Origin of the sequence: Pseudomonas putida, assembly GCF_025905425.1 — a bacterium.
Taxonomy (GTDB): Bacteria; Pseudomonadota; Gammaproteobacteria; order Pseudomonadales; family Pseudomonadaceae; genus Aquipseudomonas; species Aquipseudomonas putida_AF.
The window spans coordinates 1,670,280-1,682,733 of record NZ_CP109603.1 but is presented as its reverse complement, the minus strand read 5'-3'; the positions used below and the strand labels follow the sequence as shown (position 1 = coordinate 1,682,733).

Here is a 12,454-nt window from a genome sequence, read left to right as displayed (position 1 = left end):
CCGCGTGCACTTGTGGAAGCGGCCTGGCGCCCCTTTGCCTCAGAGCCTGCCTGCCAACCGGGCAGTGCGGTCCACGGCGATGCGTGTCTTGTGGACCAGCTCGTCCAGCTCGGCGCGGTTGGCGACCAGCGCTGGCGCCATGATCATCCGGCCCAGGGTCGAGCGAATGATCAGGCCTTCCTCGAAGCCGAACGTACGGCATTGCCAGGCCAGGTCGTTCTCGTTGGCAAAGCGCTTGCGGGTCGGCTTATGTTCAGCGAACTGCAACGCCGCCACCAGGCCGGCCCCCTGCACCTGGCCAATCAACGGGTGATCGGCGAACACTTCGCGCAGAATGCGTTGCAGATACGGCCCGGTGTCGTCCTTCACCTGGCGCACAATGCCTTCATCGCGCAGCGCCTTGAGGTTGGCGATGGCCACCGCCGCCGCCACCGGGTGGCCTGAGTAGGTCAGGCCGTGGGCGAACACCCCGCCACGCTCCACCAGCGCTTCGGCGATGCGCTTGCTCAGCACCAGGCCGCCCATGGGCACATAGCCGCTGGTCAGGCCCTTGGCAATCGACAGCGTGTCCGGCTCGAAACCGAAATACTCATGGGCAAACCACTCGCCGGTGCGGCCAAAACCACCGATCACTTCGTCGGCACACAGCAGCACGTCGTACTGGCGGCAGATCCGCTGGATCTCGGGCCAGTAGCTTTCCGGTGGGAAGATCATGCCCCCGGCGCCCTGGAAGGGTTCGGCGACAAACCCTGCGACGTTTTCCGCCCCCAGTTCGAGAATCTTCTCCTCCAGTTGCAGGGCGCAGCGTCGGCCAAACTCGGCCGGCGTGAGCTCACCACCCTGGGCGTACCAGTACGGCTCGTCGATGTGCGCCACGTCCGGGATCAGCCCGCCCATCTCGTGCATGAACTTCATGCCGCCCAGGGCGGTGGCCGCCAGGGTCGAGCCGTGGTAGCCATTCCAGCGGCCGATCATGATCTTCTTGGTCGGCTGACCCACTACCTGCCAGTAACGGCGCACGGTGCGGATCAGCACTTCGTTGGCCTCGGACCCGGAGTTGGTGTAGATCGCGTGGCTGTAGTGGCCAGGTAGCAAACTGAACAGCAACTCGGACAGTTCGATCACCGCCGGGTGGGTGGTGTGGAAGAACATGTTGTAGTAGGCCAACTGGTCCATCTGCGCGGCAGCCGCAGCGGTCAGGTCCTTGCGGCCGTAACCCAGCTGGGTGCACCACAGGCCCGACATGCCGTCCAGGTAACGCTTGCCTTCGCTGTCCCACAGGTGCAGCCGTTCGCCACCGACCATGACCCGCGGGCCTTCGGCATTGAGCGCCTTCTGGTCAAGGAAGGCATGGATGTGGTGCGCGGCGTCGGCGGCCTGGTAATCACGGGTCTGGCGTTTGGGGGCAAAAGGCGCGTTCATTGGCGGTTTTCCTTGTGGGTGTGGGTCATGCGAGGCAACTGCGCTCAGCGCAGCTTGCCCATGTAGCTTTCCAGCGGGTCCTTGCCCAGCACGCCCTGGGCATTGGCCAGCGCGTCGATGAACAAGGAGAACAGTTCGGACTGCGTGCCGATGTCGAGCTTGGCGTAGACATGCTTGCGGTGGGACTTGATGGTGTCTTCCGAAACCCCAAGGCGCTCGGCCAGGGACTTGGTCGAGTGGCCACGCAAGATGAGCTGGGCGATGCGGCATTCGCGCTCGGTCAGCAACGAGCTGCCAAAGTTGTTGAGCGCGGCATGGATGCGCTGCTCCAGAACGTTTTCGAAACGCCCACCGTGGCTGCCCAGCCCGGCAAAGTGCTTGTTGAGCACCGCCAGCACCCAGGGCGTGATGCGCCCGAACAGGTCACGGCTTGGTGCATCCAATTTGTCGGTGAAGGCCAGCGACACCGCCAGGCTCTGGCCAGGCGCGATCTGCAGGATGTAGTTGAGCTCATCCTCCAGGTGCGAATGGCGGTAGAACGACTGGTAGTACTCACTCACTTCGAAGTGGTCAGGCGCCACATCGAACAAGCCATAGCAGCCAGACTCGACCTGCTCCACGCAGGCCCCATAAAAAGGGTCGAGCAGATAGAACCCGGAGAGGTAGCGGCTGACGTTGCCTTCTGGCAGCCAGGGCGCTTTGTCGTGCTGCTCGAACAGCGCGCACGGCATGCCGTCATGGGGGTAGAGGTAGACCGTAGTGGCCTGGATGGGCCGAATGACCCCAAGCGCACCGAACAAGGTGGCGGCAAAGCCCGGCTGGCCAATCGTGTCGGTCACCTTGGCAATGTGCTCGAACCACTGTTCTGAAACCAATCGATCTCTGCTCACTGGAATTCTGCCGGTAGCGGGAAAGCGGTATCGCCGTTGGGGCGGCGCGTTGTTTGCAGATACTCCCATGGCCAGGCAGCGACCGAAATCACCCTTTGGGGTGAGCGTTTTCAGGCGACGAGCGGCTCACCCCAAAGGGTGATTTCGAGCGCGACCGGGGTGTGGGAGCATCGTCCGGCCCCACCCCTGAGGGCTGCGCAACCCAAGCTGGCCCAGCCTCCTTTCATGACCCTCACCGGTATCGAGCCCACTCGCATACCGCGGCGTCCTGCATCCGATTTCAGGAGTTAGCAATGCATACAACAACAACTACAGCCCAACCCGCCCACGCCTTGCCTCAATCCACGCCTTCAGGCCGGTTTCGAAAGTCCATGGGGTTGAGCGCCCTGGTGCTCTTCGGCCTTGCCTACATGGTGCCACTGGCGGTGTTCACCACTTATGGCCTGGTCACCCAGATGACCAAAGGGCACTTGCCCACCGCCTACCTGCTGACGCTCGCCGCGATGCTGCTGACCGCCTACAGCTATGGCCGTATGGTGCAGGCGCACCCCTACTCCGGGTCCGTGTACACCTACACCCGCAAGGCCTTCGGTACCCACATCGGCTTCATCACCGGCTGGACGCTGCTGCTCGATTACATTTTCCTGCCGTTGCTCAGTTACCTGCTGATCGGCATCTACATGTCGGAATACTTCCCGGCCATCCACGCCTGGGTGTGGGTCGCCGGCTCCATCGCCCTGGTGACCTTTCTGAACCTGATTGGTATCGAGTCCATCACCCGGGTGAACTGGATTCTGGTCGTTGTCCAGCTGGTGTTCATCATCGTGTTCGTCGGCTTGTCCATCAGCAACCTGGCCGGCCAGTCGGCGCCGGTGTCACTGCTTGCCCCCTTCCACCACGAGGGCTTCAGCGTGCCGCTGATCATGACCGGCGCCGCCGTGCTGTGCCTGTCGTTTCTGGGCTTCGACGCGGTCTCGACCATGGCCGAGGAGACCAGCAACCCGACGTATCGCATCCCGATGGCGATCATGGCCGTGTCGCTGATCGGTGGCCTGCTGTTTCTGGTGGTGTCGTACTGCGCGCAGATGGTCTTCCCCGAGTGGAGCACCTTCGCCGACCCCGACTCAGCCTCGGTGGACGTGATGCGCCGGGTGGGCGGTGAGCTGCTAGTGACGGCGTTTACCGCCACCTACGTGGCCGGTTGCTTCGCCTCGGCCATGGTCTCCCAGGCCAGTGTGTCGCGGGTGCTGTTCGCCATGGGCCGCGATGGGGCGTTGCCACAGGTGTTCGGCCAGTTGGTGACGAAAAAGCGCGTACCGGCCGCCGCCATCATGCTGGTCAGCCTGCTCTCGCTGATCGCACTGTTCATCACCCTCGACACCGTCGCCAACATGATCAGCTTCGGTGCACTGTTCGCCTTTTCGGCCGTCAACCTGGCCGTGGTCAAGCACTACCTGGTCGACCAGAAGCTGCGCGGCACGCGCAACTGCCTGCTGTATGGCGTAGTACCGGGGCTGGGGTTTCTCAGCACGCTCTGGCTGTGGAGCAGCCTGTCGAGCCTGTCCTTCACCATCGGGCTGTGCTGGATGGGCGCGGGGTTCGTCTGCCTGCTTGGGCTGACCCGGGCGTTTCGGGTGAAACTGCCCGAGCTGCAGATAGCCGAGTAACGATCAGAGGGTCATGAGCATTTCGTGCCAGGCCATGCCACCGTGGTCGGACGGCGACGGCTGCACGTAGGCGTAACCCAGCTTGCGGTACAGCGCGACATGCTGCTCTTTGCACATCAGGTGGATGGTCTGCTTGCCCTGCGCCTTCATGCGCTGAATGAACGCGTTCATCAGCCGCTTCGCGTAGCCTTTGCCCTGGTGTGCAGGGTCGACCACCACCGACATGATCACCACGTTCGGCGCCGCCGGGTCATGGCCGACCAGCTCCTTGAAGGCTTCGTCGGACATGACCACTTCATGCGCACAGCCACTGTTGATGAAGCCGACGATCTCGCCCTCGGCTTCGAGTATCAGGAAGCCCTCCGGGTACTGCGCGATGCGGGTGCGGATTTTTTCCAGGGTTGCCGCTTCATCCCCTTCATAGGCGCCGATTTCGATCGCGTAGCAGCGTTCAGCGTCTGCGGGCACGGGGTTGCGGAACTGGGGGGCGCTCATGGGCAGACTCCTTGGGGTAATGACGAAAGGACTGCATGATAAATCACTGCCGATTATTTTCGGCAGGGCAGGATCGTTTGCTGGGTTGAGGGATCTCATTACCATGCCCCTCTCGCCACCTCGACATGGAAATCCCTGATGACTGCACCCGCCACGCGCGTCACCGAGCCCGGCCGCTGCGCGCGCCTGAAAGCCTCCAGCAGCCGCGACCATGACCGTGTCGATGAACTGGTCATGGCCGCACGCCCCTTCGAGGACCTTGAGCGCTATGCCCGCTTCCTGCAGGTGCAACACCATTTCCATGGCAGCCTGACGGCGCTGTACCGCGACGAGCAACTCAACCAACGCCTGCCGGGGCTGGTGCAGCTGTCACGCTTCGATGCGGTCGAAACCGATTTACGAGACCTTGGCCTGGCGCTGCCCTGCCTACCGCAGCAGGTCAGTGCCAGCCCTGCCCAGGCACTGGGCTGGCTGTACTGCAGCGAAGGGTCGAACCTGGGGGCGGCGTTCTTGTTCAAACAGACCCAGCGTCTGGGGCTGGACGGTAATCAGGGCGCTCGGCACCTGGCCCCGCATCCCGAGGGCCGCGGCCTGCACTGGCGGGAGTTTGTCGCCAAGCTTGATGGGCTGGTGCTGGAGGAGGAAGAGGAAGCGGAGGTGGTTGCCGGGGTTATTGCGGCGTTTGACAGTTATCGGCGGCATTTGCGGGCTGTGTTTGTGGCGGGTGGGGGTTGATATTGCGTTGCGGCTGAGAGGTGCTTGGCTGGGGTTTTCTGGCGCCTATGAGATCGAGCGCCGCCCGCGCGGCGCATCGCGACGCAAGGCCGCTCCCACATTTGTTTCGGGCCAGTGAGGTCTGTCGCATCTGCGCGCGACCGCTTTGTTTGCCCGACTCGATATCCAGCCATGCGCCAAGGCGCGCGCGCCCATGTCACAGAAATAATTGGCCCGAAACAAATGTGGGAGCGGCCTTGCGTCGCGATGCGCCGCGCGGGCGGCGCTCGATCTCATAGGCGCCAAAGCAATCAAACCCTACGCATCTAGAACTTTTCCCTATTTAAAGGTCTATGTGCACAGGCAAATAGTAACCAGAGGTTGGCTTCGCTCATGAAAATGCATGTCGCACGGTTGATGCTTCTCAGCCTGTTCACCTTCGCGGCGGTGGGCTCGGCATCCGCATCACAGTTTAAAACCGCGAACGCCGCCGCCCCTGCCGCAGCCGTTCAGGCTCCGCTGCAACCGGCAGCAAACCCTTGGCCCACCGTGGCCAGCCTGGCGGGGGAGCACACAGCGCCTTTGCTCGCCCATGATGACCGCGATTGGGACGATGATCGTTGGCACGATCGCAGAGGCGACTGGCGACGCGATCAATGGCGCCGGGAACAAGCCCGCCGCGAGGCTGAGCGCCGACGCGATTGGGAACGCCGGCGTGATTGGGAGCGCCGCCATGAACGGGCCATGCATCACCGTTACCAGGACGATCACCGTTACTATCGCCGTTAACGGGTAAGCGCCCGGCAATCATTCCAAGCCGATCAGCTCTGCGAGGCTGTAGCTTCAGCCTCGGCAGCCTCGGCCAGCTTCAACCGGTCGGCTTTGCTGATGTACTTGGGCTTGCTTTTCGGCGCCAGCTTGGCGCTGGCTTTCTTGGCATGCGCCTGCATCAACTGTTTGATCTTTTTACGACGGTTCATTTTTGCCCTGGGCCTGTAGGTCTGTTTACGCTGCAGACATCATACCCGTACGCCTGGGAATTCAAACCTGCGAATACCCGCTACGAAAACTGCCCGGCGTGAGCCCCACCACTTTCTTGAATGCCCGGTTCAAGTGGCTCTGGTCGAAGAACCCGCACGCGATGGCGGCATCAGCAATGCCCACGCCCGCGCGCAACAGACGCTGGGCGTGGGCGACCCTGACCTGAATCTGGTAACTGTGGGGCGAAATGCCCACGCTCTTCTTGAACACCCGGATCAAATACAACGGCTCAAGGCCCACCAGGCTGGCCAAATGTTCCAGCGAGACTGGCTGGTCGTATTCCTCTTCGAGCTTGTGCCGCACCTGCTGTACGGCCTGCTTCTCACTGGCGTCGGCCGTTGCATCGCACAGGCCGCTGGACGCGAACAGCAAAGGGAGCAGCTCCAGCAACAGGCTTTCCCGCTCAAGCGCACACTGCGAAACCTCGATCGCCTGATGATGATGCGCAAATGTGAGGGCCAGTCGCGGGTGTTCGGCAAAAGCCGTGCTGAACAGGTGGATGAAATCACTCGCCTGCTTCGGTAGCAGGGTGCGATTGAGCCATTGCGGGTCCACATACAGCATGCGGTACATCCAGCCCTGCTCATGGGCGGGTAAGCCGTCGTGGATCTCCCCGGGGCTGATGGTGACCACACTCCCCGGCCCGCCAAGGTCATGGCGGCCGCGGTAGTAAAGGCGCTCCATGCCCGCGCTGATGACGCCCACGGCATAACGGTCATGCGAGTGACGCCCGAACGCCTGGTTGCTGTAACGCGCCGTCAGGAGTTCACACCCTCCTTCGGGTATACGCCTGAACGTAGTGAAGTCCTTGCTCAACACCTGCCCCACTCCCTTGCTCAGCCACCCGCTGTCCAGTTTTTTACAATACGTTTCAGGGGCCGTTGGCTACGTTATCACGCCTAAAACAGGAACTGACCAACGGATGCCCCCCATGTCGACCAACAACAACCGCGCCATCCTCGAACTGACGTTCGGTGGGTTGATGCTCAGCCTTTCTGCCTTGACCGTCGCATTCGCCCAGATCGGTGCCGGCGGCGCTGGCTTCTACCGGATGTTATTTGCCTCCATCCTGTTCTACCTGCTGCTCAAAATCCGCCGCACCCCGGTCTTGCTCAAGGGGTTCAAGGCGCAGCTGTACACGGCGCTTGCCGGCGTGTTCCTGGCCATCGACCTGGCGCTCTGGCACCAGAGCATCTACATCGTCGGCCCTGGCATCGGGTCGATCCTGACCAATTGCCAGGTGTTTTTCATGACCTTCCTGGGTTTTTACCTACTCAAGGAAAAACCCTCGGTCAACTTCCTCGTCTCGATCACCTTGGCCTTCATCGGGCTGTACCTGCTGCTGATGCCGGAAATGGGCAGTGCGCTGGGCATGAAGGGTGTCATCTACGGGGTGCTGTCTGGGTTGGCCTACGCGATTTGCGTGTATTTCCTCAAGGTCAACACCCAGTTGCCGGACGGCGGTGGCGACAAGGTCGCACAAATGCTCAACCTGAGCCTGTGGGCTGCACTGGTACTGCTGGGCTACGCCCTGGCCAACGGTGAAAGCCTGGCGATCAAGGATGGGCAAACCTGGCTGATGCTGGTGATCTATGGCGTGCTGGTGCAGTTCGTGGGCTGGCTGCTGGTCAACCGGTCGATTGGCGCGATCAGCCTGGGCCTGGCCGGTTTGATCCTGCTGCTGGAACCGGTGATCACTTACTTCATCGACATCGCGTTCCTCGGCAAGGCCAACTCGACGCTACAGGTGTGCGGCGCTTTACTGACCATTGTGGCGGTGTACATCGGCTCGGTCCGCCCCCCGAAAAAAGCCGACGCGGCCCTGCCCGAAGCCACCTGAAACGCCTCTGGCGTGAGTGCATCGGTCTCGTTACGCGCCGTCTTGACGTTATTTTCACAACCTTCAGATTAGCGTCACGCCCTTTCCGGCCACGCGCAAATTGGGTGGCTACCAAGGTTCGACGAGGCATACGTGTCAGCGATTAAAAAAACCTCCACGCGCAAAGGCGTGGACTGGGCCGGCCTGGGCTGGCTCCTGCTGTTCTTCTGGTACTTCTCCGGCGTTACCCAGGCGCTGCTGCTGTTCAGTGGCACCACCGGGTTTGCGGGTTTTCGCGATGCGCTGTTCCTCAGTAGCCTGTGGCTCGCCCCTGTGCTGCTGCTGCCGCGCCTGACCCGTGCCACTGCGGCGGTTATCGGCCTGGTGCTGTGGGCCGCCTCGCTGGTCGGCCTGAGCTACTTCGGCATCTATCGCCAGGAGTTCTCGCAAAGCGTCATCTTCGTGATGTTCGAGTCCAACACCGCCGAGGCCGGCGAATACTTCAGCCAGTACTTCAGCCTCTGGCTGGGCCTGGCGCTGCTGTTGTATACCGTGGTTGCCGTGGTGCTGTACCAGCGCGTGCGCCCAGTCACCCTGCCCTTGCGCAGCCGCATCCCGGTGGTTGTCCTGCTGCTGGTGGCCAACCTGGTCTACCCCTTCTACAAGCAGATGGTCACCCAGGAGCGCAACTTCGCCGACGCGGCCGAAAAAGTCCAGCAACGCATGGAACCTGCGGTGCCCTGGCAGTTGCTGGTCGGCTACAAGCAGTATCGCCAGCAACTGAACAACATGCAGGAGCTGCTAGCCCAGAACGCCGCCTTGCCGCCCTTGCAGAACCTGCGCAACAGCAGCGGTGACGCGCCACGCACGCTGGTCTTGGTGCTGGGCGAATCGACCACCCGTGAGCACATGCACCTGTACGGCTACCCGCGCGATACCACACCCAACCTCGATGCCCTGGCCGCCAGCGACAAGGGCCTGACCGTCTTCAGCAACGTGGTTTCGCCGCGCCCCTACACCATCGAAGTGATGCAGCAGATCCTCACCTTTGGTGACGAACAGCACCCGGACCGCTTCCTCACCGACCCATCGCTGATCAACCTGATGAAACAGGCAGGCTACAAGACCTTCTGGATCACCAACCAGCAGACGATGACCAAGCGCAATACGATGCTGACCACCTTCTCCCAGCAAACGGACGTACCGGTCTACCTGAACAATCAGCGCAACCAGAATGCCAGCCAGTACGACGAGGTGGTGCTGGACCCGTTCGAGAAAGCGTTGCAAGACCCTGCACCGAACAAGTTCATCATCATCCATCTGCTGGGCACGCACATGGATTACCGTTACCGCTACCCGAAAACCTACCAGCACTTCACCGACCGCCAGGGCGTGCCGGCCAAGCTGTCGCAGAGCCAGGCAGAAACCTATAACTTCTACGACAACGCGGTGCGCTACAACGACCACGTGGTCGCAAGCCTGATCAAACGTTATTCGGCAAGCACCCCCAACGGCTTCCTGATGTACCTCTCCGACCATGGCGAAGATGTCTACAGCTCTGGCGATCACGACCGCCTGGGGCGTAACGAAGGCGCGCCGACCCGGCCGATGTACACCATCCCCTTCCTGCTCTGGACCTCGCCAAGCTGGCAGGCGGCCCACCCGCGTGACCTGCAGGCCATGGCCAACCGTGCCTACAGCAGCTCGCACCTGATCCACACCCTGTCCGACCTCGCTGGGCTGAGCTATGACCAGTACGAGCCCGCCAAAAGCGTGGTGAGCCCGCAGTTCGTGGTGGTACCGCGCTGGATCGGTGACCCGTACCGCAACAACGGCCTGCGCGAGTTCGACCACCTGCCACAGGACAAGGCCGAACGCGTGCAAGAGACCGCCAGCAGTGCCAAGGCACAGCCGGGCAACACCCTGAACTAACGACCGGCGCAGGCGCCTGGCAGTGCAGCACTGGCCACCGCCCCCATGCGCCGGTAGCTGCACAGCGCCACCAGCGCAACGGCCACACCTGCGGCCACGGCCACCTGATAGCCCGCCGTGGCCCCCAGCAGGTCGACCACCTGCCCGGACGCCAAGGCGCCCAGGGCGACACCGATATTCAGCCCGGCCAGCAGCCAGGTCATGCCTTCGGTGAGCTGATGCGCGGGCACGCTGCGCTCCACCAGCGACATCGCCACGATCAAGGTCGGTGCGAAAAACAGGCCTGCCAGCAGCACCGCGCCTGCAAGCCCGACGATGCTGCCGGCCAGCAGCAACGGCAAGGTGGTCGCCGCCGTCGCCAAGGCGCCGAGCAGCAACAGTCGGTGCGGGGGCGTCGGCAACTTCAAAGCCCCGAATACCAGGCCCGCCGCGCATGAGCCAATGGCGTAGCACGCCAGCACCAGGCTGGCCGCTGCCGGCGTGCCGACCTGTTCGGCAAAGGCCACGCTGACGATGTCGATGCTGCCGACGATCACCCCCATGGCCACCATCAGCAGTGTCAGCAGCCGCACCTCCAAGTGCCGCAACACCGCCCCTTGGCCACCCGAGGCGCCAGCGTCTGCGTCCACAGGCGGCTCGGTGCCGGTCTGAACAACCAGGGCGAACACCCCAATTGCCAGCAGCACCGCGGCGGCCAAAGGCCCGGCCTGGGGCCACAGCCCCACGCACAGCCCTACCGACACCGGTGGCCCTGCAATAAAAGTGAGCTCGTCAAGCACCGTTTCCAGGGAATAGGCCGTCTGCAGCTGCGGTTTACCACGGTAAAGCGCCGTCCAGCGAGCACGCACCATCGCCGACATGCTGGGCATGAAGCCCGCCAGCGCCGCCCCGATGAACAGACTCCAGTCGGGCGCCTGCCACCAAGTGCAGGCCAGCAGCAACAGCATGCCCAACACGCCCAAAGCGGCAGCGAGGGGCAGTACATGACGCTGGCCGTGCCGATCGACCAGACGCGAAACCTGCGGCGACATCAGCGCATAGGTCAACACGAAAGTCGCCGCCACCGCCCCCGCCAGGCCATAGCTGCCGCGCAGCTGCGACAGCAGGGTGATGATGCCGATGCCCGTCATCGGCAAGGGCAAGCGCGCGACCAGGCCGGCCAGGGCGAACCCGGCCGTGCCTTTGGCCTGGAACAGTTCGCGGTAGGGGTTGAGCATTGACCGACTCTCCTTAAAAAAAGCCACTTACATACACAGCGTATGATTAAACCCTATTATCATACGCGCTGAATGTAAAGTAGCCCTTACCAGGAGAGGCGGATGGTCAGACGTACCCGTGCCGACATGGAGCAGACCCGCGCCACCCTGCTGGAGACCGCACGCCAGGTGTTTTGCGCGCGTGGCTATGGTGATACATCAATGGACGACCTGACGGCCCAGGCCAACCTCACCCGTGGCGCCCTTTATCACCATTTCGGCGACAAGAAGGGCCTGCTGGCTGCCGTGATTGCGCAGATCGATGCGGAAATGGATGCACGGCTGCACGCCATTTCCGACACTGCAAGCGACCCTTGGGACGGTTTCCGGCACCGTTGCCGCGCCTACCTGGAAATGGCGCGCGAGCCTGAGATTCAGCGCATCGTCTTGCGTGACGGACGTGCCGTGCTGGGTGCGCCCACCCCGCAAGCGCAACTGCATTGCGTAGCGTCGCTGCGCAGCATGCTGGAACAATTGATGGCGCAAGGCGTGGTCGCCCAGGCCAACCCCCAGGCACTGGCGTCGCTCATCTGCGGAGGCCTGGCAGAAACGGCATTCTGGATTGCCGAAGAAGACGGGCAAAGCCAACGGCTGGAACAGGCCCTGCACGCCATGGAACTGATGCTCACAGGGCTGCGCAGCGCCAGCTGAGGGCTTACGGCCGCGCCGGGCATGCCCCGCTACCCGGCTGCGCCGCCGCGCGCACCGCCTCGGCCAGCTTGCGCAGGTTGGCCTGGTGCGCATTCACCAGGCTGGCAATGCTGTTGTCTGCCGCCGTCTGCACCGACGTCCGGCAGGTCATCGCCACATCGTCGGGCCGACGCAAGCGCCACACCGTCTCCAGCGACGCATAGCGCCCCGGCACCGTATCGAAGCGCTGCACCTCGACGCGTAGCAGCGTCCAGGGCCCCGCTGTAGGGCCGCCCAACTGGTCCTGCAGGGCACTCTTGAACTCATCCACCAGGTTGGCGCCCCACCACTCTGTTTCCAGGATGACCAGGCCGCTTTGCCCTTGACGCACCACCAACTGCGGCCGGTCGACCTGTGGCGGCACGCTCACCCTGACCACCTGAATGTTCCGCGTGTCGCCACGCACCGGCTCGCTCGGAACCAGGGTGTGATAGTTGTTGGGCACGCTGCTGCAGCCCCAAAGGCAGGCCAGCAGGCCCGCCCCACACGCATTGCGCAGTCGATGCATCGGCGGTCACTCCTCTGTGC

The 12,454-nt window shown here is 62.9% G+C and carries 13 protein-coding genes; 6 read left to right on the top strand and 7 right to left on the bottom strand.

The features are described 5' to 3' along the window. Positions 1-39 precede the first annotated feature (39 nt). Positions 40-1,422, bottom strand: a complete 1,383-nt coding sequence (locus tag OGV19_RS07560; RefSeq protein WP_264312810.1) for an aspartate aminotransferase family protein — start codon at positions 1,420-1,422, stop codon at positions 40-42. A 44-nt stretch (positions 1,423-1,466) separates the two neighbouring features. Continuing rightward, positions 1,467-2,312: a response regulator transcription factor gene (locus OGV19_RS07555; protein ID WP_413470114.1), complete on the bottom strand. Its 846-nt coding sequence runs from the start codon at positions 2,310-2,312 to the stop codon at positions 1,467-1,469. Between the two features lie 293 nt (positions 2,313-2,605). Between OGV19_RS07555 and OGV19_RS07550 the strand changes: the two genes are divergently transcribed. After that, entirely contained in the window at positions 2,606-3,979 is a 1,374-nt protein-coding gene (locus OGV19_RS07550) for an APC family permease (RefSeq protein ID WP_264312808.1), read from the top strand. Between the two features lie 3 nt (positions 3,980-3,982). On the opposite strand, the gene OGV19_RS07545 is transcribed toward OGV19_RS07550, so the two are convergent. Beyond that, positions 3,983-4,474: a GNAT family N-acetyltransferase gene (locus tag OGV19_RS07545; RefSeq protein ID WP_264312807.1), complete on the bottom strand. Its 492-nt coding sequence runs from the start codon at positions 4,472-4,474 to the stop codon at positions 3,983-3,985. Positions 4,475-4,612: 138 nt separating this feature from the next. Between OGV19_RS07545 and OGV19_RS07540 the strand changes: the two genes are divergently transcribed. Both OGV19_RS07540 and OGV19_RS07535 read left to right on the top strand, forming a co-directional pair. Then, entirely contained in the window at positions 4,613-5,209 is a 597-nt protein-coding gene (locus OGV19_RS07540) for a biliverdin-producing heme oxygenase (protein WP_264312806.1), read from the top strand. Between the two features lie 372 nt (positions 5,210-5,581). Beyond that, complete coding sequence (locus OGV19_RS07535; RefSeq protein WP_264312805.1) at positions 5,582-5,977, top strand: hypothetical protein; 396 nt, start codon at positions 5,582-5,584, stop codon at positions 5,975-5,977. Positions 5,978-6,009: 32 nt separating this feature from the next. On the opposite strand, the gene OGV19_RS07530 is transcribed toward OGV19_RS07535, so the two are convergent. Together OGV19_RS07530 and OGV19_RS07525 are read right to left on the bottom strand one after the other, a co-directional pair. Then, the gene (locus OGV19_RS07530) at positions 6,010-6,168 is read right to left on the bottom strand and encodes a DUF2986 domain-containing protein (RefSeq protein WP_264312804.1); all 159 of its coding nucleotides are present in this window, start codon (positions 6,166-6,168) and stop codon (positions 6,010-6,012) included. 61 nt (positions 6,169-6,229) lie between these two features. Then, on the bottom strand, positions 6,230-7,048 hold the full coding sequence (locus tag OGV19_RS07525) for a helix-turn-helix transcriptional regulator (protein WP_264312803.1): 819 nt from the start codon (positions 7,046-7,048) through the stop codon (positions 6,230-6,232). A gap of 112 nt (positions 7,049-7,160) precedes the next feature. Between OGV19_RS07525 and OGV19_RS07520 the strand changes: the two genes are divergently transcribed. After that, positions 7,161-8,069, top strand: a complete 909-nt coding sequence (locus tag OGV19_RS07520; protein WP_264312802.1) for a DMT family transporter — start codon at positions 7,161-7,163, stop codon at positions 8,067-8,069. 132 nt (positions 8,070-8,201) lie between these two features. Further along, the gene (locus OGV19_RS07515; protein WP_264312801.1) at positions 8,202-9,980 is read left to right on the top strand and encodes a phosphoethanolamine transferase CptA; all 1,779 of its coding nucleotides are present in this window, start codon (positions 8,202-8,204) and stop codon (positions 9,978-9,980) included. On the opposite strand, the gene OGV19_RS07510 is transcribed toward OGV19_RS07515, so the two are convergent. Beyond that, positions 9,977-11,197: an MFS transporter gene (locus tag OGV19_RS07510; RefSeq protein ID WP_264312800.1), complete on the bottom strand. Its 1,221-nt coding sequence runs from the start codon at positions 11,195-11,197 to the stop codon at positions 9,977-9,979. The two genes, OGV19_RS07515 and OGV19_RS07510, sit on opposite strands and share 4 nt — an antisense overlap. 102 nt (positions 11,198-11,299) lie before the next feature. Between OGV19_RS07510 and OGV19_RS07505 the strand changes: the two genes are divergently transcribed. Next, positions 11,300-11,887 (top strand): TetR/AcrR family transcriptional regulator, encoded by a 588-nt coding sequence (locus OGV19_RS07505; RefSeq protein WP_264312799.1) that lies wholly within the window; start codon positions 11,300-11,302, stop codon positions 11,885-11,887. A gap of 4 nt (positions 11,888-11,891) precedes the next feature. Here the strand turns inward: OGV19_RS07505 and OGV19_RS07500 are convergent, their stop codons facing one another. Beyond that, positions 11,892-12,434, bottom strand: a complete 543-nt coding sequence (locus OGV19_RS07500; RefSeq protein ID WP_264312798.1) for a PqiC family protein — start codon at positions 12,432-12,434, stop codon at positions 11,892-11,894. Positions 12,435-12,454: the final 20 nt, after the last annotated feature.